The following is a 21,916-nucleotide window of genomic DNA, read 5'->3' as shown; positions in this document are numbered from 1 at the left end:
CGGAACTTCCCCGCGGGCCGCGCGGCCAGCCCGCGCGTGGGCTAATCCCCGAATTCCTCAAGCCAACCCCAGACCTCGCCACGGACGCGACTCGGGTGCTCCCACGTGTTGTCGTAGGAGGGGCGGTCGGGGCCACGGCAAGTCATCGCCCACGAATGCGTCCAGTCCGCCACGTAGATGCTGGTCTCACCGCGTTCGGCGGCGAATGCGATGCCGCCTCCCTCACTCTCAACGTCGCCGTAGATGATCTCGAAGCCCTCCTCGGCGAGCTCGTCAAGGAGGTGCTGTATCTCGACAGGGAAGTAAGCGTAGCGGGTCACGCGCTTGACCTCCTCCGTGATCCCGAATGCGTACTGCGCCGCGTCCCTCGCCGAATCGAACCGATGCTCACCATCCGGGGCGGTGACGGCGTACTGGCCGTGCGTGACGTAGACCTTCGCACGGCTGTGGAGGTGGCTGACGTAGTCACCGCCGAGCGTGTTGCCCGACTCGAGTTCGAGTCCCGCGTCGCGCCACCGGCGGGCAACGTCGCGGAGGGCTTCGGACTCGATGGCGTCGATGTTGCAGTACTGCTGGTTGTCGTTCGCGTCGTCGTTGTCGTGCAGGTTCTCGGTCACTGCACTCTTATCGGGATTGAACCAGCCGCGGATAAAGGTACAGACGCAAACGGCCTCAGCAGGATAGTGAACGGGCTCAGTCCAGATGACGATTCAGTATGTCGCCTCCTACCTCGGCTGTCTCCTCCCACGTTGCGACTTCGCGCACAGCATCGAGGACAGCACCCCGTCTACCGACGTACACGCAAGACCCGCGGTACCCACGGGAGTACAGGGCGGACACTATCGCGCTGTCCTCGCGTAGGTACACGTCCAGATCGACGACTCCGTCGTCCTGCTCGGGGTTGACGGTGATCGTGCCGTCGGGGTAGAGTTCACCACTCCAAACAAAGTCAGCGACGTGGAAGTCCCCGTCATCAGGGCCATGCTTCGACGTATCCCCGAAGGCGTCATCCACGCGCTCCTCGATGTCGGCGAGCGTCGTCTGGAGCGTTCGATCGTCGACGAATCCGTTCAGTACCTTCTCGTCGTTCTGCGTCACGTTGCACCCGCTATTCAGCGGAAGCGATCGGATAAGCGCACTGTCCGAAGGGGTTAGAGAAACAGCGGACGCGGCGGGGTCAATCCACCGCAGAAGTGGACGCCACCCCGTAGGTTAGTTGTACTCCACGTCGTCCTCGACGATCCGTTCGGCGGTCGCGGGGCCGACACCGGGAACCTCTTCGAGTTCCTCCTTGGAGGCCTCGGCGATCCGCTCCATCGAACCGAAGTGGTACAGGAGGCGTTTCGCTTGGTGTTCCTTCAGCCTCCAACGTTCCTTCGTATGACACTTCTCGCGCCCCAACACGGACACCATCCCGGTGTCCTCGTCGATGTCCCACAGGAAACGCTGGTGGATCTCGGTTGCCTTGGAGCAGGTGAGGGAGTCCACCCTGTCGATCAGATCCTGCTTCGGAATTATGAGGATACCGTTCAACTCGGTGAGGTTGCTGGCCCGGTCGCTGACGGCTTGCACGACTTCCCCGTACGTCCATCCGTCAAGGTGCTCGAGGCAGTAGGCCTTCGGGTCATCCTTGACGTGTTCGCGGTAGTCCTCCCAGTCGAGTTCCTCGGGATCACGCTCTTCGGCGGGCTCGATGTGTCCGTTCTCGATGGCCCACTCCTCGCTAACGCTTCCACGTTCCAAGGCACGCTCAACGTCCAGATGGCCCTGTTCCACGGCCTCCTCCGGCGTCATCAGCGTCGCCCCGGAGGTATTGTCGGTGTCCTCGTCGGAGGTCTCCTCCTCGGTCTCACCGTCTCCCACGAAGGAGTCGAGGGACGCCTGCTCACTCATTCTGACCACCCGCCTCCTCGGCGGTCGGGAACTCCTCGTCGTTGTGCGTCGCCTTCGCCACGACTTCGCCGCGCTCCGTGACCTCAATCTGCCACAAGGCCCCGTCCTCGGCGACGGTCACCTCGACATCCATCTCTCCCCACGAGAGCATCCAGATGTCCTCGTGGGCGCGCGTCGTCACCAGCATATCCGCCGGTACGTCCACTTCGTCCTCAACGTCCTGCACGGACTGTTCGACGGCGGTGTCCGCTTCCACGTCGTCGTGGAGCGCCTCGTGGATGCGGCACGCGGCCTGCATCTCCGCCGGAGTGCCGTCCTCCATCTCGGCCAGCTCTGCGGCGAACGCGGTGAGGGCCTCACCGTCGAGGAACGCGACGTGCCCACATCCGGTACAGTCGAAGGGAACGTCCGCGAACTCTAGCGGGTCTCCCTTGAGCGGATTCGTCTTCTCGCAGGACGGGCAGATGTAGCCGAAGTCGCCTGCGTCCGTCGCGGGAGTGAACGTCGTACAGATCGGTTCACCCTCGGTCTCGTCTTCGGCCTGTTCGGCGCCGACAGCGAAGGCGTACCAGTCGTCGGCGGCGTGAAGGTAGGTCTCGTAGATGGCCTGCGTCGCGCCCGTCGCGTCGTCGGGGTCAGCGGTCGTCCACCCAATAGTGAACTCGTCAACCACGTCACCGGCACGACGCCGGATCTCGATGTGGTGGCCTCCCTCGTCTTCATCGTCGGCGAACGTCACCTCGGCGTGCAGGTAGAACCGTCCTCGCGGCCCGCCAAGTCGCATCAGCAGGCTCATCTCCAACTTGTCCTCGCTCACCTCTTGCGGACGGATGCGGTGGTCTTCGACGCGGCCCTCGCCGTCCGTCCAGATTGCTCGGATACTGTGCTCGTTCTCGAAGTCGTTCTCGTTGTCGTTCATCGTTCTCGTGTTCTCGTGGTGGCTGTCTTGCAGTCTGTCGCGTCTGAATCACCTCCGTGCATCCTGCGTCGTCGAGGCCCGCGTCCCGCTACGATGCGAGTCAGGACGTTCACGCGGACGGCTGGTTCGAGGGCGCTCGCTCTACTCCTCGGCGAGGACGACGAGCGGGTAGCCGGCGGGGTACGTGTGACCGCTCCCGTCGGCGGCCCGCATCGCCTTGAGTACGGCCAGCGCGAGCTGGTCACGGTAGTGCGCGATGGCCTTCTCGTCCTCCACGGAATCGGGGTCAACGTCGTACTGCTCGGCCATCTCGCGCTCCGCGTCCAGCGCGTCCTCGTCGCTGATCTCGCGGCTGATGGTCTCCTCGACGAGGTGACGGTGCTCGACGGCCACGATGACCGAGTAGCCGCCGTCAGTGTAGATCACGTCGTCATCGTCGAGAATGTCGTGGTCAAGCGTCGCACCGAGCGCGAAGACGATGCGCTGTAGGTCATCGACGCGCACGTCGTAGTCGTCGGCGATGTGGGTGACGCGGGCCTCGTCCTCGATGAGGCTGAGGTACTTCACGCCGTTGGCGCGGTCGCGGTCAGTTGTCAGGGCGGTCAGATCGTAGTCGATGGCGGAGATTTCGGCGTTCATTGTGGATCGTGTGTTGGTTTTCGTGGCGGCGTCATCTCCACCGTGCAACGAAGCCCGTCCGAGGAGTCGAACCCCGGTCGCTCCAAACGGGTTACTGGTTGGGAAGGTCACCGTCTGCATCGTACTCCACCCCCCACTCATCGTTCGTCACGACGAGATGGCCGAGAGCAGTGGTGATGAGATCAGCGTCGGCGGTGACGTACATCACCTCGCTGTTCCCCCCAAAGTCAGCCTTGAGGAGCGCGGTGTCGTCGGAGTATTTCCACGCCCACAGTATCGCGGCGATGCGGCGGTCGTGTACCTCTTGCGCCCGTAGCACGGTGATGTCGGACGTACCCGGCGCAACCGCCCGCTCCATCGTCGCGTGTAGGTGAGTGTCGTCGGGGGTGACGATGTCGAACTCGTACTCGTCGGCGAGCAGGGTCTGAACGGTTGCAATCATCCGACTCCGAGCGTGTCGGACGTCGCGTTCGATTTTCTTCTCAGTTGGTTCAGTCGAGGTGTGTTGGGTTTCGCTCATTTTGGATCACTTGTGGTTGGCTTCGTCACCTCCGTGGGGCGCGTCGTGTTCTTCTCACTGCCCAGTAGGCAAGGGGGAGTGATAAACCCCTTGCTCAACAAGGGTAGTTCAGCAGGGCTTGCCAGACAAGGTGTTTAAGTCAAGGGAGGCCGTACAATCACCTACGATGACGGCAACCCAAACCGACATCCATCTCAGCCCCACCGACGAAGCCATCCTCGACGAGATCGACGCGCACGGTCGCGCCACCACCACCCTGATCGCCCGCGTGATCGACAAGAACGAACAGCACGTCCGTGACCGTGTGAAGCGTCTCGTGGAACACGGCGTGCTGATGACCGTCGCGCCGCACCTGTATGACAGACCCGAGGCCGCGCGCGACTACCTACCCGCCGACGAGTTCGACGACTGATTCTCGCAGCCTACCTCGCCGGCATTCAAGTCCGTGTCTCCCCGAGAATCACGTGGGTGGAAGGGAGGCCACCTCGGGGCGCGGGGCGGCACGGGACGATGCTGCCCGGGACTCCTACTTCTCGCGGTCGCCCCACCGCGTGTCTCCGTATTGCCGCCAGTCGCTCACCACGGTGGAGAGCGCCTCCATCGCCCGCCTGCGATAGTCAGCCACGTCCCCAGCGTCAAGCCCCGGCGGCGCGTCCACGGTGACGGGGTAGTCACGGTCGTCCATCGCCTGCTCCATCGCCATCGCACGCTCCTCGATCAGACTGGCCATCCACTCCTCGCGCGTGGCCGCCCACGCCAACGCCGCCGTCACCTCGCTCACGTCCAGTTCGTGCTCCTCGGCGTACTCCTCGATGGTCACGTCGGTACCGCCAACCGTCAGTACGACGCTCAGTACGGATAGACGCCTGCCCGCGATACGCGGCTCCCCATCCTCGGGTACCTCCACGTGCGCGTCACCCATCGAGTACCTCCTCGATCATCCCACGCACGTGCCTGTTCTGCTTCCAGTAGTACGCGATACGCCTTCTCCGCCGCCGCTCGTCCGCGTCCATCTCCCCGCTGATGGTTTCCTCCAACTCGTCCGGGCCGTCGACGTCGAACCTGTCACGCCACTCCTGCTCCTCCTCTTCTTGACGGGCGAGTTCCGCCCGCAGATCCTCTTCAGGGAGGTCGGCCAGTTCCTCGCGTTTCTCGCGGCGTAGCGCCTCCTCGTCGCGGTCGGGTAAGGACAGCGGCTCCGTCTCGACGTCGACGTCCTCGATGTCCTCCATCATACACGTGGGTACGCGCTCGCGGCACTTCGTTTCTGTCACCGTGGTTATGGATAGTCAGGGGCAGTAAGACGGGAGCGTAGCCCGCCCGCCGAACGCGACGGCGGACGGGGTTCCTCCAGAACCACGTGGATGACGCCCGCCCGCGCGCTGCGGGCGGGAACTCCACCTAAGCCCACCGCCGTACCTGACGGCGGCACACGCGTCTCGCACGCGCTGGCTCAAAAACGCTGCCACGCACGCCGGCGTTTATCCCCAAGCACGCACGCCAGTATCAGTATGGACGAACTCGATGAAGTCAAGTCCAAACTCGCGATGGCCAGCTCGGGATTGGGCAAGACCCACGAGAAAGCAGAAAGTCTCGACGAGGTGGACGACGAAGCCCTCGACGAGATCGAATCCGCTCAAGAATCCGCACGCCACGCCCTCGAACTCATCGACGGCGAGGAGTAGCCCCCTACGCCATCTACCGGCAATCAATCCAGAAGGAAGGCAACCACAGCCCCTATCCACAACCCCCAACTCACAGGGAATGACAGGCTGGTGAACGTCGCCAGTGCGAGAGGAACTCCGAAGGTCACCACAACACCCACCATCAACAGCATAACGAACGCCAGAGCGAACATCACCACCGGAACGTCGCCTTCATCGTCCTCTCCGCCGTCAACATCAGGTTCCCCGACTGCCCGCTCCAGTTGCTCCTCGAGTTCGCGGTCGCCGATCTCGCCCTCGGCGTACCGTTCGCGAATCTCCTCCACCGAGGCAGCATCCTGCTCGCGCGCCTCTTCGGCGAACTCGGTCAGTTGCGTCTGCTCACTCACGGTCATCACCCGCGCTGGTACGCGAGTCGCGGTTTACCTCGGTTGCAAGCTCATCCAGTTCCGGGATCTCGGCCTCGCAGCGATAGATGACCACCAACTCCGCATGCGAGGGTACGATGTAGTCAACGGTGTCCGCGATGCGGTTACGGGGCACGGGGAACGCCCCCGTCCCACTCATCCCACTCGGGCGCGGCGTCGCGGCCCCATCAGCAGTCAGCTCCAACATCGTGCCGCAATAACGGACGGTGACGCTGTGATACTGCACCCCATCGCGGTACTCGTACTCGTCGTGGTGATGCACGACTACCCACTCCTCCCCGTCCTCCCACGTGAGCCGCTTCCGCCCGTCAGGCGAGAGGCTGGGACTCGACTCCGATTGATCGGCGAAGCCCGCTTTGATGGAGCCCTCCGTGAACGCCTCGAAGGCGCAGTCATCGCAGAGTTGTAGCCGAACGCCGTCTTGGTACGTCTCGTACTCGTGGACGGGTTCGTTCCAGTCCTCGCACCGACTGCAGACCTCACCGGCGGCGACGCCTGCCGCAATCATCTCGTCACTCACGGCCATCACCCGCGCTGGTGCGCGAGTCGGTTTCTCCGGGAATGATCACGGTCTTGGTCTCGACGGAGGCGTGGATGGCCCGCTCATAGTCTCCGTCCCCGCCTTCCATCAGGTACCAGACCTTGCCCTCGTCGAAGTCGTACGCTCGTGACCTGATCTCGTACTCCTCTCCACTACTGCTGACGACGCGGGCGCCAACCGGGTACAGATCGACATCCGAACCTCGCCACGGCAACACCCGGTCAGCGATAGCAACGTCGAGGCGGCGGAGCATACGTCGGATCACGAGTCATCCCCCGCGCTGGTGCGCGAGTCGAACTCGTAGGTCTCGACACCCCCGCCCTCACCCTCGACGTACATCCGGTCGCCGAAGACCGCCACGCGTTCTTCTTCGCCGGAGAACGACGGGCACTCGTCACAGACCAGCCCCGAGATCATCGGGTGGTCAACCAGCTCGTCGCGTCGAAGCGTCCGGCCGCACCAGTCGCACTCGGCGGCCCCCTCGTCACCGTCATCGAGCGCATCCAACTCGTCCTGCACGGTCGCGCCGAGGCCCTCGTCCATCGGCACGTCGACGACGTCCTCCAGACGCTGCTCCAACTCGACGTCGCCGATCTCTCCGCTCACGTACTCGCGGCGGACGGAATCAGTAGACGACGACTGTTCCTCGTTCTCAACTTTCTCCAGCTCGTCGATGTAGACCTTCACGAGGCCGAAGAACGGTAGGAACAGTAGAGTCAAAACCACGGGAGTTGCCGGTGTGGTGAGGATTTCCACGAACGATCCGCCGAGAGCCTCTACGGTCGCCTGTCCGGCCACCTCGCGGCACGCCTCCACGGAATTGAAGACGCCATCGCGGACGGCCTCCTCGCACGCCTGCTCTCTACTCATCGGAATCCCCCGCGCTGGTGCGCGAGTCCTCCTTGTCGGCGGTGAATTCGTCCACGAGTTCCCCGGCGAAGTCGCGTGCCTCGCCGACGGATGCCCGGCCAGTGACCACGGCGAGGACGATCCCCGCACCGAAGAGCAATATGACTCCGGGCTGGGAGAGCCAGTACAGCACGCGCGACTCCGGCCCAGAGTACAGGTAGTAGTTGCTGCCGACGGTGTAGATGATGATCACGGTGACCGCGATCGCGGCTACGCCGACGACTTCCAACGGCGTCACGCCGAATCCCCCGCGCTGGTGCGCGGATAGTAGATTTTGTGAGACTCGATCAGGTGCTCCTCTAGCTCGTCCTCTGTAGGGAGATACCGACCGCACTCCCCGCACTCGTGCGAGTCCCACCAACCGTCAACATCCACGTCAAGTTCGTCGTCGAGGAGCGACATCACCTCATTTTCCGGGACGACGTACACGTCGTGCCACCTGTCGATCTGTCGGTTCGACTGAGCCTTTTCACCAATCACCAACACGTCATACACTGGCCGATCGCTACCCCGCTCGATCATCACGGCAACCGCACGATCCGTCATTCAGAACCACCGGCGCGGTCGCCGAAGTCGAACTCGCTGGCGTCGATGTCCACCCCCGCGTCGTCGCGGCGGCGGGCCTCGTCGATGACGTCGCGGACGAGGGCGGATAGGTTGACGTCCTCTTCGTTGAGCCACTCCTTCTGCTCCGTACCGATCGTGATCGTCGTGTGGGTCAGGTGTCGATCCTGTTCTTCCACATATGTATGTATGTGTTCTGACAGTTTAAACGACTCCCCAGCGCGGGTTCGGCAGATGCTGACGAGAAGAAGGCGGTCGGCGAGAGAGTGGGATGTCCCTTTTCATACCAGATGACGTAGGTATAGATGTAGTGACAAAGCACAACAGATTCGCCCAAGTCGCGACGGAAGCCGATTCGCGCGAGGAGATGCTCGAGATGCTCCCACATTTCCCTGACGAGCTGGCCGAGTTGATCCACTCGAGGACGACACTCAACGAGGACGAATCGAAGGCGGTCGCACTTCGCATCCGACGACACGCACTCCCCGTCGATGAAGCGGGGCTCGTCGAGGAACTCGACTCTGCCCGCGAGAAGATCAGGAACAGCCGCTCAACCCTCTACGGCGAGTTCGACGAGGCAGATCTGGGACGGATAGAAGACTTGGCGTGGATGGCCCAGCACCTCGCCGGGAAAGGAATCTGAGTTCTTCGCCGAATCAGTCGTCGGCGGTCGCGGGAGCCTCGTCCGGCCAGATGACGCGGCCCTCCCAACCGATTCTCGCCCCGTCGGCCAGCGCGCAGTACTCGTCGATGCGGTCGATGACTCGCCGAACCGTGCCGCGGGACAGTCCCGTCTCCCGGGCGAGTCCGCGCTTCGACGCCTCACCACCCGTCTTCTCCCACTCCTCGACGACAGCCATCACGGCCTCCCACTCGTCGTCGTTCGCGGGCACGAGGTACCGACTCTCCTCGTCGAACTCCGTACCCGTCCACGGACGGCCCTGATACTCGCCACGGTCAATCCGACGCTCAATCTCCTCGATGGCGTCTTCGATCTCCGCCTGCTTCTTCGCGTCGTCGGCGGCGGCCAGCATCGCCTCCTTCGCGGCGGCCCACGGATCGGAGATGTCGATCCGGTCGCGTTGGTGGCTGTGCAGCTCGACGCCACGCCGACGCATCGTGATCATCAAGTCCATTCGCTCGTCGAAGTCGCGCCCAAGACGGGAGAGGGACTTGACGACAACCGCATCCACGTTGCCAGCCCGAATCCGGTCAATCAGCGACTGATAGGCGTCCCTGTCGGGATCGTATCCACTCTCGTGTTCTCCGTCGTTGTGGATAGCCTGAAGTTCCAGCTCGTCGTGTTCCCGACAGTAGTCGGTAATGAGACGGCCCTGCGTCGGGATGTTGTCCTCGGCACCCGACTGCGACAGTCGGGTGTAGCCCTCTGCTCGCTTCACGAACCATCACCCTCCTCCTCGGAGACGAACTTGGGACGGACGGGATGCTTCTCGCTCAGATCGAACCGCCACACCACCTTGTCGGCGTCGTCGGCATTCTCGCCACGGAGGACGTCGACGGGAATCGCGGTCGCGCGGCTCCCCTCCGAACGTCGCTGGATCGAAGTGGTGCGGCTGTAGATGTCGTCCACGCGCTCATCGGACGCGCGTCCGAACTCGACGTAGATGCGGCGGTCGTCATCGTAGAGCCAGCGCACTTCGGCGTCCTCGGCGTCGGGGGCTTGAGTCCACATCAGGATTCGCGGGGGGATGGTGGTTCCGCGGGAGCCGCCGAGCGGCCAAATGTCGGTCTCGAACTCGTTTTCGCGGTCTTCCATCAACGTGTGTAATTACGTGTCTAATCTTTATAAGCCCAGTTCTGGGCTGCTGATGTGGCCAGAAGCCCCGGTATCTGACCACCCCTGAAGGGTTCTTCTCGACAACGAGTGTCACGTTCGATGCACCAGCTCGTGTGCTACACCCATCACCGCAGATCGCGCCGGCCCGGTCGCCGAAGCTGTTCCGGTTCCGCTACCAACTCGACGAGCAGTGCAACCCCCTGCGCTCGGGTCAGAACTAGAACCACCTCGACAGATGTTGTCGAGAAGTACCGACTACTGGAACAACCTCACCAATCCGGATCGTCGCCGATCACGTCCGGATCGTACGTCAGGGTACACTCGTCGCAGTACACCACCTCCGTCCGCTGCACGAACGACTCGGCTTCGCCACCACACCGCTCGCACTCACACGTCTCCGAGTGGTCAGCCGACGCAATCACGCTCAAATCCCGAGCCGCCCCCGAATCGTCACCGCTCGGAAGAGCCAACGAGAACGTGACCGCCAGAGCCACGATCTGCGCGGGGAATCCAGCCGGAACACCGATCATCAAGAGGGCCGACTGAATCGGGTACACGAGCGGCAGAAGAAGGAACGGTGCCAAGTTCATCGCCTGCCACCTCCGCGGATGCTCCGTCAGGTCACCCTCGCATTCAACCTCCATCTCCCAGAAGTGGTACGTCGGATTCATCCCGAGAAGTCGAGCGACTACGTAGTGCGTCAACTCGTGCGGAATCGCGTAGGTGGCGAGTAGGAATCGACGGATCGAACGGTCATCATCGGTCATTTCCTCCAAGTAGAACTACGCCTCTCGTCGGAATAAGGGGCAGCCGGGTGCGCGTCCGCGCTCCGCGGTACGGGGACACCTCGCGCCGCGCTTGCTGGAAACCACCCCCTCCCTGCACGCCGCGCCGGGTCGACTCTGTCCTCGGTCGCCGGGATCGCGGACACCCTACCCGTGGAAGAACGCACCCTCCTCCGTCACGCAAACACGAATGTGGCCAATCGGCGAGCCCGAATACTCGCCGCCCGGCTCAACGTGATCGTACGCCTCCTCACCACACCGCGGGCACTCGTCCACTGGAGTCCTATCGTCCAGCCCCATACCTCTGCCATCACGCGCGGCCACCGTAAATGCCGGCACACGCGAAGAACACCTAACCCGCCACGAGGCGGATCCACGGTCGCGTGCAACTCGACAGCGTTGACTCGCCCGGGGCGAAACTCGTCCTCCTCTACCTCACGGAACACGGCCCCTGCACCCCACGCCAGCTCGCCGACGAACTTGACGAACCTCTGCTCACCATCCTCGCTGTACTCAACACATTATGTCGAGATGAACTCGTCGAACGCGACGACGGCAGAATCAGACTCACCGACTAACCGCCTACAAATCCGGGTCACAATCGCTGCACCACCAGTACGGCCCCGCCGTCGCGTACCCGTGCGTCATCCTCGCCCGCCCACGAACAGTCCACCGTCTGCACTCCACGCACCTGACCGGTCGATAGTCGCCGAGGCTCACTCAACATCACCCACCTCCTCGGTGACTTGTTCGTCGAACGCCTCCCGGACATCGTCGACTTCGACGCGGAACGCCCATACCCGGTCACCGATCTCTTCCGCCTCGTACTCGACGTGGAGCCGCCCGTCGAACTCGTCCATCACCACGTCGGCGGCGTGGAACACGTACACCACGAGTTCATCGTCTCGCAACGACGAGGAGGGAACCATCACCCATTCATCGAGAATCGGAGTGCGAGCATCGGTGGTGAGGTACTGGTACAAGTCCTTCTCTGCGCCGGTGTGCGCCCGACTCGCGGGACGCGTGTAGACGTGTCCGCACTCGTTGCAGGCCAGCACCTTCCGCCGTCGGTCGTCGACGTCGTGCAGACCGACACGCTCTACGTCCCGCTTCTGCCCACACTCCGGGCACTCCACGTCGTCGATCGCGCGCTCGTCGAGGTAGTCACGCTTCTCCGCGCACTCGGGGCAGAGGTACTCCCATCGGTTCCCCTCGACTTCGTAGGCGAGTCCGCGCCAGTCCTGCACGTGACGTTCGCACTCCATACAGTCCTCGCCGAACGGCTCAACCATCCGTCTCACCCGCGCTGGTGCGCGAATCGTTCTCCTCGGCGAGCGGGCCGTCTCCAGCCTCCGCCGCCGTAACCGTGGCTTCACCGCCGGATAGGTGGATCTGCTTGACCGGCGTTACGTCGCCGTTCTCCACCACGTACACGGTCAACTTCTCTCCCTCGTCGGCTCCGAGCGCGGTCACGTACCCGGCTTCGAGGGATACCGCCGCCCCTCGGTTGTTGGCGACGATGGCCTCCTCGGCGGACGTGTGGACGGTGGTACGGGCGTCACACCATCGCCCGTCCTTCCAGTCGATCTCCCCACACTCCACGTCAGTCACGTTGACGCGGACGGTGGGCGTCCGGGGCTCTTGCTCGTGAGTGTGTCCCGGCACGTGGACGGTGATGTTCCTCGGCGAGTCGTCGTCCTGCATCTGCGCGTGTTCGACGCCCGCGAGGTATCCGCCGCCTGCAAACGCCAGCGCGACGAGTCCAACGAGAATCGGGGCGATGACACGATCAACATCAACCATTGTTCTCACCCGCGCTAGTGCGCGAGAACGCTTCGAGGGACTGCTGCTCGGGTGCGCGGTCAACGCATCGCGGCTCGTCACCGGTCGCGTGCTCGGCGACGGTCTTGGAGATCTCGTGGAAGGTTCGCGTCCGAATCCTACCCTCGCCGAGTTCGTCGAGACCGTCAATCTCGCCGAGACGCTCCTTCAACTCCGCGACAACCACGTCGAAGCTCTCCGGGTAGAACCCCCGCATCTGTTCCGGCTGTTCCCACTCATCCAGCTCGTCCAGCGGCACGCTGACCATCACCTGCACGCCGTCTCCGCAGTCGTGCATCTCCAGTCGCCAACCGCTGGCGAACGTCACATAGAGTACGTCGTCGGTGGACGCTTCAGTAGTCCATTTCGTGGTGTACGGTACGTCTGTCACCACTATGATACTACGTCGCTAACCGACAAAAGGGGCAGCCGGTCACCGAACGTCGGACGAATCAACACCCACGGTGTAGTCCCTCTCCACCTCGCCACCGAACGACTGCCGATCCCCATCTGCATCGTCGAAGTACTCGTACCAGACGACATCGCTCGCCGTAAGCTCCCTCACCGGCACGTAGACGGCCACTTCATCGTATTTGTGCTTCGCCACATCCTCGATAGTCACCGACTCGTTTCCGGGATGCAAGTAGTACGTCTCTGCCGTGTTCAGATCCTCTACGGCTAGTGTTTCGTAGTTTCTCCATTCCTCGACAGTTACCGTCACATCGCACACCCCGTCAGAGCAATCGTACTCCACCTCACCGGTCGGTGTCTCTCTATCCGCCAAATTGACATCAACGACGCTTGGTGTTGCCCGTTCGACTCCTGTAATGTATCCACCAGCGAACGCAAGAACGACAACCCCGAGGAGGACGGTTCCGATGGTCTTGGCCTCACTCACGGCCATCACCCGCGTTGGTGCGCGAGACCACGACAGCGGCGGCGAGAACCCCAGCCCCTGCGGCGAGCAGGGCCGCCTCCGACGCGACGCCAGTCATCGCCTCCTTGACCGCAGACGGCCCCATGTCACCGCACGCGCCCAGCGCGCGGAGCATCTCACACCGCACCATCATCACCCACCTTAGCGGCGCGTCGGGGCGCGTCCTCCGCCTGCTCCCGCAGCTCGTCCGGTCGGTAGTAGTGCCGGGCACGCCACTCCCCATCATCATCCATCTCGTAGGCCATCACCACGCCCTCGGCGCGCCAACGCTCCAGCCGCCACCCGTCGGTCTCGACGGCGTCGAGGTCTCTCAGGTCAGTCACGAGCACGTACGCGTAGTAGTCGATCTGTTCCGCTACCACATCTAATAGTAAGCTATCCGGTAAGAAAAGGGGCAGCCGCGCCGGTCGCTGCACACCGCTAGCGCAGTGCAGCAGACCGCCTACCAGACCTCCAAGAACTCCTCAACAACCGACTCTTGCCGGTCGCCAAAGTCGTACACACCCCGGAGAATCAACTCGTCCAGTTCGTCCTGCCGCTCCTCGAACTCCTCGGACAGTGACTTGATGCGGGCTTCATCGTCCGCCAGATGCTCCATCAGCTCTATAACGTCCTCACGCGGCGGCACGTCCATGTTCATCACCTCCGAGCGCGTCAACCTCCTATCCTGTGCGGTCAACATCCCGAACACGAAGTCGCGCACGCGTTCGTCATCGAAACCGATCTCGTGCCCCCGCTTCATCACCACTTTGTAGACCTCCTCTGCCGTCTCGACATCCATCTGTGCATCTCTCCTGATCGGCCCCTGACGATAGTCATCGTCGTCGAGTTCGATGGACTGAGCAAGGTCAAGTACGGTGGACGAGCGGTCGTACTCCGAGAGGTAGTTACGGATGTCCGAGGTCTTGTACTCCAAGTCGGTGATCTCCGCTCGCGCCGTCTGAATCCGGTCGGCGAGGTCAACAACCTCGTCCGAAGGCACGTCATCCGGGAGTACGACTGGGTGCGGTTCCAAGTACCGCTTGTTGTACGAGTAGTATTTCCCACCGAAGATGGGCGCGATGTGCTTGTGGTAGAACTCCAACACCGACGAGTTCAGAAGCGCGACATAGTACAGGTGTTCCTCGTCCGAAGGTGCGTACTCGTCCATCAGTTGGACGCCGTACCCACCAGCATTCCCACCACCGAGGAAGTAGTACTCTCCGTCCAGATCGGCGACGAACCGGCTGTAGCTGCTCATAATGTTCGTCATGATCTTGTCCGGCTCCATCTTGTCGACGTTCTGCCGCCGGCCGAACGCCCACCATCGGTCGTCCTGCACGTCTCTATCCTGCAGGTAGTCCTTGTGATCCTCGAGGAACGTCCATGTGTGTTCGTACTCGTCACGGAGCTTCTCCTCCGACATCAACTCCGCATCACCATTCTCCACCTCGTACGGGAACACCAGCCAGAGACCCTCCCAGTCAACACCCCAACGGTCGATCTCCGGGCCACGGAGCAGTCGACGAAGGATGTCGCGTTCGATGGGCTGTGCCTCGTCGTCACCCTTCGCACGGAACTGGACGACGTCGTCACCACCCTCAACACCCCCGTCCTCAATGAAGCCAAGGTACACCGGGTTCGCGCTCGTCTGGATACCGACGAACACCTCATCCGACACCTGCCGGAGACGCCGCGACGAGGTCTCCTCGATGGCGTCGAACACGCGACGTTCCGCGTCCGGCATCGGCTTCCAGCTCGCCAAGTAGTCGTCCTCGTTATCCTCCCACATCTGCCCCTTCGGGTACGTGAACAAATCGTACTCGTCGATGCCGTCCGGCGTCTCCCACTCGTCGCTCTGGAAAATCTCGTCCAACACCCCCTCTCTTTCATGTGCAAACCGAGCGCAACGGACGTCCTGATCGGGTGACTCGTCACGGTCGACGGACACGATACAAGGGTACGGCGTCGCGGCGTCGAAAACCTCTACGTCGGTGAAGTCGATGAGGTGCGTCAGAGGCTCGTCGGCGAGCGTGTCGCGGATGTCGCGTGCGTACTCGTGAGTAAGCAGCCGGTTCGGGCAAATGTACGACAACCGCCCGTCGTCCGCCAACCACTCGATGCCTCGCTCGATGAACGGCACGTAGATGTCGAACGACTTGCTGTCGACGGACGCGTACCGCTCCGCGTACTCCTCCTTCGGCCCGTTGATGTTCTGCGTGCGCACGTACGGCGGATTCGCCACCACGACGTCAAACTCCACCTCGTCCTTGATTCGGTCAACCTCGTTCCGGTCGTCGAGGAACGACTGCGCGCGCCCGTTGTAGTTGGCGAACTGCTGAATCTGGGACTGCTGACTCTCACTATCCGTACTCCCCTCCTGCTTCTCGAGGAGGGTCGGAGTCAACGTGTCCGCGACGTGAATCTGGAACCCGTCCATCGTGTACGACGGGTCTTGCTCCGTCACCTTGTCGTACAAGTCGATGGTGCGGAACAGCAGGTTGATCTGCGTGATGTGGACGGCGAACGGGTTGATGTCGATGCCGTAGATGTTCTGTTCGACGCGCTCCAGTATCGTCCGAGCCTGCTCCGCGTCGAGGTAGTGAACACTCGTCTCACCGAACTTGTTGATAAAGTGTTGAATCAGCCGCTCACACGCCTCAGTTAGGAAGCCACCACTCCCACACGCCGGGTCAAGGATCTTCTCCTGACCGATGCCCTCACCCGTCCGGTACCCGGCTTCGTCCAGCATATACCGGATGACTTCGATGGGGGTGTAGTACTCACCGAGCTCCTTCCGTTCGTCCTGTGGAAGGTAGTCCTCGTAGACGTGGCCGAGGATGTCGCGGTTGACGTACTCGAAGTCGAACCGGTTGAGACGTTTGAAGACCTCCCCGAGTCGGTAGTCCAAGTCATCCTCGAGGTCTTCCTGCCGACTCTCCTCGTCAGAACCGAACCGTTGGCGCTTGTCCCGGCTCACCCACCACCAGTCGAAGATACCCAGTTCGTACAGGTCAGCGTAGTGATCGTCGATCCGGTCGTACGTGTCCATCAACGCATCGAGGTACGGGCGGTCATCGCCGCGTTCGACGGCCTCTGCCATCCCACGTCCCGACAAACGCGTCTGACCGACGATCTCCTTGTCCTCGGCGATCCGAGCGAACATCGCCCGGTTCATCAGGATGTACGCCGTCTCCCGGCAGAACGTCTTCTTCGCGTCCTCGCTCTTGCCCGTGTACTCGCGCCAATCCTGCCAGTCCGGGAACGTCGTCTCCAAGAACTCGCGGGGATACGAGTCCTCCGGTCGTTCCTTGTAATCGTCGAAGAACCGGCTCATCACGCTCGACAGCTCGTCCAGCGACTTCTTCACCGCGTCGAGGAACAGCTCGTACCCCTCGTCGTCCGTACCGGGTTGGTGCTGGACGGGAACCTCGCGCGCCCGCCGTCGGAAGTACTCCGCGTCACCGACGTTCGTGAACCGATCCTGTCGCAGGTACTCGAACTCCTCCAACACCTCGCGTTGCTCCGGCGACAGCCCACTCGGCTCCACGTCCACCACCTCGTCAAGCGCGAAGCCGTCGATGGCGCGGATTGTGCGCTCGTCCGGCTCGTACTCGTACAGGCGGAACTCGTGGCCGTTGGTGAGGATGCCGTACTCCGCGCTCCCGACGCCCACCATGTATGTCTCCAACTGATCGACGTCGGGGAGTTCGAGGTCATGGGACGGTCGCTTCGTCTCACAGACCACAACCGGGAACGGCGGGTCATCATCGTCGAAACACAGGACGTCCTTGCGGTCGTCCTCGAAATTGACGTGGCCCTCGCCCTCGGTGCGTGACCAGCCGAGCGCGTCGGTGAACAGGTGGTCTACCAGACTGTACCGGAAGTCGAACTCGCTTCCCTCCTCGCGAACCTCGCTATGAATCTCGCAGAGGGCAGAATGGAGTTCGGAAACGAACTCGTCAGACATTATCAACCCCTTTCATGTCGCCGGGTCTTAAATGCGACTAAGAGATGGAGGACATCCCGCAACCAGCCGACGCGCCCTACCAGCCCGGCGACCGGGTGCGCGTCTACCTCGCCGAGGACGATCCCGACGCGGAACACCACGGGCGTGTGTGCGAAGTAGTCGAGAGACTCGCCGACTCCCTCGCCGAGGAGACCGGTCGCCAGCTCGACGGCCACCTCTACCGCGTCCAAGACGCCACGAGCGGCAAGACCCTACCCGTCGACTTCCGACACGCCGACTTGGTACCCCACGAAGGCGAGACCCCCTGACGCCGCAGCCTTAAACAGTCAAACACCCTACATCTACGTGGAGCGCGTGATGGATGTCCGCGCTCCCACTCGCGGTGTCATCGGGTTGCTCACACATCCACACTTTCCTCCTTTCCACCACTCGCCAGCAGCCTCGCCGGCAGATCCCTTTATCCCACCATCCGCAACTGAAGACCGCGATGAACACCCCTGACTATCCACGACTCATCCGCCCGCGTGACCGCGAATTCGACAGCGATGGTGAGTACGAGGCCCAGCAGTTCGACTTGGCCGACTCTGACCTCACGCTCAACATCACCCACCGGCCCGACGGTGACACCACCATCCTCGTCTCGCGGGACGGCGACGGCGTCGAAGCCGCCATCATCGCCGACGAAGACGACCGCATGACCGCCCGCGTCGAGGAGGACGAGTGACGATGCAGCCCACCGACTACCTCCCTGACGACGCGGCCGACGCGCTCACCCTCACCGATCACCTCGCCGCGAAGAGCGACGACTGCCGCCAGCACGAACTCGACGTCGCCGCCGTCGGCAGTCTCGACTGCCTCGCACCCACCGACAACCGCTACCCCGCGCTCACCGCCTCCAGCATCGTCGAATACATCGTCTGGCAGGATCACGACGCGCCCGAGATGGAGTCGTGGACGGTCGACGTCGAAGAGGTGACCAACTCGATGCCCGCCGACGCCGTGGACACTCACCACGACTACATCGCGTACGTGCCCGGGGACGTGGTGCGCGGCGTCGACGGCGGCCTCCGGTACGGGGTCAACATCCGCCTGCTCGCGTACGCGGGCGAAGACGACGCGATGCCCACCGGCCTGCACGTCGTCGTGATCGCACCCGAAGCCCACCCCACGATGATGGCGTTGGCGGAGGCGCGTCGTCACGCGCTCGCCGAACACCTCGCCGAGACTCCCGTGGCCACCATCCTCGCACCCGACGGGCGCGGACTGTCCTCCACGTCGGACGACTGGGCCGAGAACGCGTGGGAAGGCTACTGCCGCACCCTCGACAACATCATCGACCGCACGGGCGTCCAGCGCGCGCTGGACGACGTCCACGTCAACGCCGGCGAAGAATAGGGTCAGTCGTCGCCGAACTCCAGCTCGCTCGCCAAGTCCCCGTCACGCGTGTCGGGGCCGTCCACGTCCATCGCCCGCTTCACGTTCCGGATCTCCTCCGCGATACCGTCCAACTCCTCGTCGTGCTCCTCGACGGCCTCCTCGAGTTCCGCAACCCGCTTCTTCACCTCACCGTAAGTCTCCCTGATCGGCGCCATCTGCTTCTCCAACCGTTCCATCCGCTCGTCGATGGTGAGATCATCGTCACCCACCTCAACCTCGAGATCCACCTCACCATCACCGTCCAGCAACTCCTCGGCGGCGTCAGTGAGCCGTGCCACCTTCGCCGCCGGTCGCCCGTTCCGCGCCTCCGGCTGGTGCGTCTCCACGAGCCCCGCCTCGGCGAGCTTCCCGAAGCGGTACTTGATGACCTCGTTACGCTCCAGCCCCGTGTACGACTTCACCTCGCTCGTCGTCGCCTCCCCGCCATTCTCGACGAGGGCTTCGAGGACGTCCTGCGCCTTCCAATCCAGTTCCACGTTGTTGATCGTTGCCATCATGTACTAGTAATGTCTGGTAACGTATGTGTCTTAATACCGAGAATATCATACCAAAGGTATGCAAAGAGCGCCGCCGTCAGTAAATAGACCCCGATCCCCGGCGGTACCGCTGGCTCCGCAGGGCTCCGCGAGCGGGTTCCCCACCGGGTCTCGCCAGCAGAACAACAGGGGGCTCTCAAAGTCAAGGGCCGAGCCCCATATCATCCCCGGGCCACCTCGAGGAGTCTCGTGGAGACAGGTCTCGTCAACATCTGTCGAGCAAGAGAGGAAGGCCCGCGTCACCACGAAGGAAGGCCCGAGTCATCGACGACGAGTAGGAGTCCACGTGCCTCGACGCCCGGGCAGCGGAGCAAGTGCCCCCACAAGCAAGGCGGTTCCCCGGTATCACTGCAAGAACTGGTTCCCGGGCGTCTACGCGCAAGAAGGGTTCCCACCGGGTCTACGCGAAGGGTGGTTCCCCGCCGGTCTCGCCGGCGGAACAGGGGCTCCGGCGTCGACGCCAAGGAGGCTCCCCGCAGTGTCCTCGAGCAAGCAGGTTCCCGGGCACATCCACGCGCAAAGTGGACTCCGACCCGATCACGTCCGAAGGAGGTCTCGAAGTTCGAGTCGAACCAAAGGGGTTCCCGCCGTGTTCCTCGGCGAGGGTGGAGAGACAGCGACGCCGACGCGCAAGCAGGTTCCCCCACGTTCCCCCGGCGAAGGCGAGACGGCGCCGAGAAGGTGCCGCCAGCCGACGCGGACGACGGGAACATCGACGGCGGCCCCACACGTCGGCGCGCCGTAGGACGCCGCCACGCGGAGGGGAGAGACGGCGCCACGTCGCGGGAGCGTCGGAAGACTCCCCTCCCGCGCTGGGCCACGGCCCGGTCGGACGATTCCCTCTCTTGCAGTCGCGGCGGCAGCGGCGCACCCTCGGCTGTCGTCAACGGCGCTCTCGTCGGTCGCCGTTCGACGACGTGGGGGCACCTGTAGACTTTCTCCCCCGCTGAGAAAATATATCTGCGGCGCTCGCGTCGGAAGGTCTGTTGGCGTCGTGGGCGCGGAGTCGGTTCGGACGCGAGAGCCTCTGAACGTCGGGTTTGGTTCGACGGTCTCTCGTCTTCTCCTCTCTCCAACCTCAACCTACTACTACTACTACTGTACAAGCTATAGAAAATTTATAGAGGGTGGTGGAATGGTCACCGGCCCGATACGTTTATCCTATAGAGAACCTATAGTGTCAATTGGATGGTAGAACGATCCGGTCATTCCGTCTACTTCAGCGACGATCTCCGCGAGAGAGTCTCCAACTGGGCTGACAACAGCACGAGCAGCCAAGCAGACATCATCGACAAGGCGCTCGAGGACTTCTTCGACCGCCACACGATCACCGAAGACGGCACCATCGTGAGCGACGACGCGAACAGCCGTAATACCGGTCAGAACGACGCAAAACAGGAAGAACTCCTTCAGCAAATCCTCGACAATCAGGAGGAGATGCTGAGCAGCATCAACGCACCTTCCGAGAAGAACGGCGCAGATATATTTTCTGACGACCGCGAGGCCAGCGAGGAAGTCTCGGCCGACGAGGGCGACGAACCCGTCTCCGGTGTCCCTGACACGCCGCAGGTCACCGACGTAGAGGAGCAGATTGTGGGGGTGTCGGGTGAGTACCAGCACGACGAGGCCATCGATCCCGACGAGGTGGCCACTATCGACGTCAGCTCCTCCACCGTGGTCAAGGAGAAGCCTGACCATCTCATTCCTGCCGTAGTCGGGATGCTCAACCACGAGTACCCCAAGTGGGTTGATTGGAGCGACATCGAGGAACTCATCGTTGGGGCACTCGGTATGTCCGCCTCGACGGCGCGCAACTATCGCAGCCAGATGATCCGGCAGGGCGTGCTGCTCCCTCACCCATCCGTCGACGACGGGTTCGTGGGTGACGGGATGGTGAAGACGGTGAAGACGCACGCTGCAAAGGAGTCGAAAGGGTGGGTGAACTCGTACGAGGACATCGACAATCCCGACCGGTTCGCCGATGACGTGGAGGAATACATAACCGAGTACGTCAGCGGTTGGAATCGTGATGGGTCACTGTCCGGCGAGTACTGTGTGGACGAGGAAGCGTACGTGGAAGAACTCTGGAGGATCGTCGCGGAGGCGTCCGAAACGATGGCTGGGATGCACACGGGTACTCGTTCGTGGGACGGGATGTCTGATTCCGAGAAGATGTCGGGTGCGAGTCGTGTAGTGACGAAGTTGGCGGGGCGTCTCGGCGAACTCACTGCTATCGACGGAAACCGTCTCAAGGAACTGGTGTCTGAAGGCAGTGCAACTGATGGACGCGACGAGTACCGTGAGTGGATGCTCGAGTGGGCCGAGTTCCGGGAGGGTGTTCGTGAGACACTCTACGACGTGGATACCGAGGAGAACCTCGACGAGGCCGAGGCTCGGGAGGTACTCGGCGTCAACGAGGACGCGTCCAATGACGAGATCCGTGAGACGTACGAGGAGTACGTCTTGGACAACCATCCTGACGCTGGTGGGAGTGACGAGGAGATTGACCCGGACGAGTTCCACGAGGTTCTGGAAGCGAAACGGGTGCTGACCGCGTGACTGCGTGCCGGTAGCGC

34 protein-coding genes are annotated in these 21,916 nt (G+C 62.7%); 8 read left to right on the top strand and 26 right to left on the bottom strand.

The window, feature by feature from the left end:
* Positions 1-41: 41 nt before the first annotated feature.
* The 6 genes from CPZ00_RS14110 to CPZ00_RS14085 all read right to left on the bottom strand — a co-directional run bounded on the left by CPZ00_RS14110 (position 42) and on the right by CPZ00_RS14085 (position 3,971).
* A complete protein-coding gene (locus tag CPZ00_RS14110; protein WP_096391463.1) occupies positions 42-617 on the bottom strand; it encodes a hypothetical protein in 576 nt (191 codons plus the stop codon).
* Positions 618-693: 76 nt separating this feature from the next.
* Entirely contained in the window at positions 694-1,098 is a 405-nt protein-coding gene (locus CPZ00_RS14105; RefSeq protein WP_096391462.1) for a hypothetical protein, read from the bottom strand.
* A gap of 114 nt (positions 1,099-1,212) precedes the next feature.
* Positions 1,213-1,893 (bottom strand): helix-hairpin-helix domain-containing protein, encoded by a 681-nt coding sequence (locus tag CPZ00_RS15765; RefSeq protein WP_096391461.1) that lies wholly within the window; start codon positions 1,891-1,893, stop codon positions 1,213-1,215.
* Positions 1,886-2,812, bottom strand: a complete 927-nt coding sequence (locus tag CPZ00_RS14095; protein WP_096391460.1) for a hypothetical protein — start codon at positions 2,810-2,812, stop codon at positions 1,886-1,888. Before CPZ00_RS14095 ends, CPZ00_RS15765 begins: the two co-directional genes overlap by 8 nt.
* A 141-nt stretch (positions 2,813-2,953) precedes the next feature.
* Positions 2,954-3,451, bottom strand: coding sequence for a hypothetical protein (locus tag CPZ00_RS14090; RefSeq protein WP_096391459.1), 498 nt, complete (start codon positions 3,449-3,451; stop codon positions 2,954-2,956).
* A 91-nt stretch (positions 3,452-3,542) separates the two neighbouring features.
* On the bottom strand, positions 3,543-3,971 hold the full coding sequence (locus CPZ00_RS14085; protein ID WP_157744262.1) for a hypothetical protein: 429 nt from the start codon (positions 3,969-3,971) through the stop codon (positions 3,543-3,545).
* Positions 3,972-4,137: 166 nt separating this feature from the next.
* On the opposite strand from CPZ00_RS14085, the gene CPZ00_RS14080 reads away from it, so the two are divergent.
* A complete protein-coding gene (locus CPZ00_RS14080) occupies positions 4,138-4,383 on the top strand; it encodes a winged helix-turn-helix domain-containing protein (protein ID WP_096391457.1) in 246 nt (81 codons plus the stop codon).
* 114 nt (positions 4,384-4,497) lie between these two features.
* On the opposite strand, the gene CPZ00_RS14075 is transcribed toward CPZ00_RS14080, so the two are convergent.
* Complete coding sequence (locus tag CPZ00_RS14075) at positions 4,498-4,893, bottom strand: DUF433 domain-containing protein (RefSeq protein ID WP_096391456.1); 396 nt, start codon at positions 4,891-4,893, stop codon at positions 4,498-4,500.
* Complete coding sequence (locus CPZ00_RS14070) at positions 4,886-5,203, bottom strand: DUF7342 family protein (protein ID WP_157744261.1); 318 nt, start codon at positions 5,201-5,203, stop codon at positions 4,886-4,888. Before CPZ00_RS14070 ends, CPZ00_RS14075 begins: the two co-directional genes overlap by 8 nt.
* Before the next feature lie 279 nt (positions 5,204-5,482).
* Here CPZ00_RS14070 and CPZ00_RS15445 point away from each other — a divergent pair, with 279 nt between their 5' ends.
* Positions 5,483-5,656 (top strand): hypothetical protein, encoded by a 174-nt coding sequence (locus CPZ00_RS15445; RefSeq protein ID WP_157744260.1) that lies wholly within the window; start codon positions 5,483-5,485, stop codon positions 5,654-5,656.
* Between the two features lie 23 nt (positions 5,657-5,679).
* Here the strand turns inward: CPZ00_RS15445 and CPZ00_RS14065 are convergent, their stop codons facing one another.
* The 7 genes from CPZ00_RS14065 to CPZ00_RS14035 all read right to left on the bottom strand — a co-directional run bounded on the left by CPZ00_RS14065 (position 5,680) and on the right by CPZ00_RS14035 (position 8,256).
* Complete coding sequence (locus tag CPZ00_RS14065) at positions 5,680-6,024, bottom strand: SHOCT domain-containing protein (RefSeq protein WP_157744259.1); 345 nt, start codon at positions 6,022-6,024, stop codon at positions 5,680-5,682.
* Complete coding sequence (locus tag CPZ00_RS14060; protein ID WP_157744258.1) at positions 6,017-6,583, bottom strand: hypothetical protein; 567 nt, start codon at positions 6,581-6,583, stop codon at positions 6,017-6,019. Before CPZ00_RS14060 ends, CPZ00_RS14065 begins: the two co-directional genes overlap by 8 nt.
* Positions 6,576-6,857: a hypothetical protein gene (locus CPZ00_RS14055; protein WP_096391452.1), complete on the bottom strand. Its 282-nt coding sequence runs from the start codon at positions 6,855-6,857 to the stop codon at positions 6,576-6,578. The genes CPZ00_RS14060 and CPZ00_RS14055 overlap by 8 nt, the downstream gene beginning before the upstream one ends.
* An 8-nt stretch (positions 6,858-6,865) precedes the next feature.
* A complete protein-coding gene (locus CPZ00_RS14050; protein WP_157744257.1) occupies positions 6,866-7,402 on the bottom strand; it encodes a hypothetical protein in 537 nt (178 codons plus the stop codon).
* A gap of 64 nt (positions 7,403-7,466) precedes the next feature.
* Positions 7,467-7,751, bottom strand: a complete 285-nt coding sequence (locus tag CPZ00_RS14045; protein WP_096391450.1) for a hypothetical protein — start codon at positions 7,749-7,751, stop codon at positions 7,467-7,469.
* Positions 7,748-8,059, bottom strand: a complete 312-nt coding sequence (locus tag CPZ00_RS14040; RefSeq protein WP_096391449.1) for a hypothetical protein — start codon at positions 8,057-8,059, stop codon at positions 7,748-7,750. The genes CPZ00_RS14045 and CPZ00_RS14040 overlap by 4 nt, the downstream gene beginning before the upstream one ends.
* Positions 8,056-8,256 (bottom strand): hypothetical protein, encoded by a 201-nt coding sequence (locus CPZ00_RS14035; protein WP_096391448.1) that lies wholly within the window; start codon positions 8,254-8,256, stop codon positions 8,056-8,058. The genes CPZ00_RS14040 and CPZ00_RS14035 overlap by 4 nt, the downstream gene beginning before the upstream one ends.
* Positions 8,257-8,348: 92 nt before the next feature.
* Between CPZ00_RS14035 and CPZ00_RS14030 the strand changes: the two genes are divergently transcribed.
* Positions 8,349-8,720 (top strand): hypothetical protein, encoded by a 372-nt coding sequence (locus CPZ00_RS14030; RefSeq protein WP_096391447.1) that lies wholly within the window; start codon positions 8,349-8,351, stop codon positions 8,718-8,720.
* A gap of 13 nt (positions 8,721-8,733) precedes the next feature.
* Here the strand turns inward: CPZ00_RS14030 and CPZ00_RS14025 are convergent, their stop codons facing one another.
* From CPZ00_RS14025 to CPZ00_RS14015, 3 genes are all read right to left on the bottom strand, one after another.
* The gene (locus tag CPZ00_RS14025) at positions 8,734-9,477 is read right to left on the bottom strand and encodes a recombinase family protein (RefSeq protein ID WP_096391446.1); all 744 of its coding nucleotides are present in this window, start codon (positions 9,475-9,477) and stop codon (positions 8,734-8,736) included.
* On the bottom strand, positions 9,474-9,854 hold the full coding sequence (locus CPZ00_RS14020; RefSeq protein ID WP_096391445.1) for a hypothetical protein: 381 nt from the start codon (positions 9,852-9,854) through the stop codon (positions 9,474-9,476). The genes CPZ00_RS14025 and CPZ00_RS14020 overlap by 4 nt, the downstream gene beginning before the upstream one ends.
* A gap of 290 nt (positions 9,855-10,144) precedes the next feature.
* Positions 10,145-10,642: a DUF3267 domain-containing protein gene (locus CPZ00_RS14015; RefSeq protein WP_096391444.1), complete on the bottom strand. Its 498-nt coding sequence runs from the start codon at positions 10,640-10,642 to the stop codon at positions 10,145-10,147.
* A gap of 401 nt (positions 10,643-11,043) precedes the next feature.
* On the opposite strand from CPZ00_RS14015, the gene CPZ00_RS14010 reads away from it, so the two are divergent.
* Positions 11,044-11,238: a MarR family transcriptional regulator gene (locus CPZ00_RS14010; protein WP_096391443.1), complete on the top strand. Its 195-nt coding sequence runs from the start codon at positions 11,044-11,046 to the stop codon at positions 11,236-11,238.
* A 138-nt stretch (positions 11,239-11,376) separates the two neighbouring features.
* Here CPZ00_RS14010 and CPZ00_RS14005 read toward each other — a convergent pair whose 3' ends face one another.
* The 7 genes from CPZ00_RS14005 to CPZ00_RS13975 form a co-directional block, all read right to left on the bottom strand.
* Entirely contained in the window at positions 11,377-11,907 is a 531-nt protein-coding gene (locus tag CPZ00_RS14005; protein ID WP_157744256.1) for a hypothetical protein, read from the bottom strand.
* Between the two features lie 37 nt (positions 11,908-11,944).
* Positions 11,945-12,463, bottom strand: a complete 519-nt coding sequence (locus tag CPZ00_RS14000) for a hypothetical protein (protein ID WP_096391441.1) — start codon at positions 12,461-12,463, stop codon at positions 11,945-11,947.
* Positions 12,456-12,875, bottom strand: a complete 420-nt coding sequence (locus CPZ00_RS13995; RefSeq protein WP_096391440.1) for a hypothetical protein — start codon at positions 12,873-12,875, stop codon at positions 12,456-12,458. Before CPZ00_RS13995 ends, CPZ00_RS14000 begins: the two co-directional genes overlap by 8 nt.
* A gap of 39 nt (positions 12,876-12,914) precedes the next feature.
* Complete coding sequence (locus CPZ00_RS13990; RefSeq protein ID WP_157744255.1) at positions 12,915-13,379, bottom strand: hypothetical protein; 465 nt, start codon at positions 13,377-13,379, stop codon at positions 12,915-12,917.
* Positions 13,372-13,503, bottom strand: coding sequence for a hypothetical protein (locus tag CPZ00_RS16055; protein WP_269845477.1), 132 nt, complete (start codon positions 13,501-13,503; stop codon positions 13,372-13,374). Before CPZ00_RS16055 ends, CPZ00_RS13990 begins: the two co-directional genes overlap by 8 nt.
* Positions 13,504-13,534: 31 nt before the next feature.
* Entirely contained in the window at positions 13,535-13,780 is a 246-nt protein-coding gene (locus CPZ00_RS13980) for a hypothetical protein (protein WP_096391437.1), read from the bottom strand.
* 80 nt (positions 13,781-13,860) lie between these two features.
* Complete coding sequence (locus CPZ00_RS13975; RefSeq protein ID WP_096391436.1) at positions 13,861-17,367, bottom strand: Eco57I restriction-modification methylase domain-containing protein; 3,507 nt, start codon at positions 17,365-17,367, stop codon at positions 13,861-13,863.
* A gap of 44 nt (positions 17,368-17,411) precedes the next feature.
* On the opposite strand from CPZ00_RS13975, the gene CPZ00_RS13970 reads away from it, so the two are divergent.
* The 3 genes from CPZ00_RS13970 to CPZ00_RS13960 all read left to right on the top strand — a co-directional run bounded on the left by CPZ00_RS13970 (position 17,412) and on the right by CPZ00_RS13960 (position 18,762).
* Positions 17,412-17,675, top strand: a complete 264-nt coding sequence (locus CPZ00_RS13970; protein WP_096391435.1) for a hypothetical protein — start codon at positions 17,412-17,414, stop codon at positions 17,673-17,675.
* Between the two features lie 179 nt (positions 17,676-17,854).
* Complete coding sequence (locus CPZ00_RS13965) at positions 17,855-18,091, top strand: hypothetical protein (protein WP_096391434.1); 237 nt, start codon at positions 17,855-17,857, stop codon at positions 18,089-18,091.
* A 2-nt stretch (positions 18,092-18,093) separates the two neighbouring features.
* Positions 18,094-18,762, top strand: coding sequence for a hypothetical protein (locus CPZ00_RS13960; RefSeq protein ID WP_096391433.1), 669 nt, complete (start codon positions 18,094-18,096; stop codon positions 18,760-18,762).
* Positions 18,763-18,764: 2 nt separating this feature from the next.
* Here CPZ00_RS13960 and CPZ00_RS13955 read toward each other — a convergent pair whose 3' ends face one another.
* Positions 18,765-19,298 (bottom strand): helix-turn-helix domain-containing protein, encoded by a 534-nt coding sequence (locus CPZ00_RS13955; RefSeq protein WP_157744254.1) that lies wholly within the window; start codon positions 19,296-19,298, stop codon positions 18,765-18,767.
* Between the two features lie 1,230 nt (positions 19,299-20,528).
* Between CPZ00_RS13955 and CPZ00_RS13950 the strand changes: the two genes are divergently transcribed.
* Positions 20,529-21,899, top strand: coding sequence for a J domain-containing protein (locus CPZ00_RS13950; protein WP_096391431.1), 1,371 nt, complete (start codon positions 20,529-20,531; stop codon positions 21,897-21,899).
* Positions 21,900-21,916 lie beyond the last annotated feature (17 nt).

Origin of the sequence: Halopenitus persicus, from assembly GCF_002355635.1 — an archaeon.
Taxonomy (GTDB): Archaea; Halobacteriota; Halobacteria; order Halobacteriales; family Haloferacaceae; genus Halopenitus; species Halopenitus persicus_A.
Note: the sequence above shows the minus strand (reverse complement) of the source record. Positions and strands in the feature narration are given on the sequence as shown.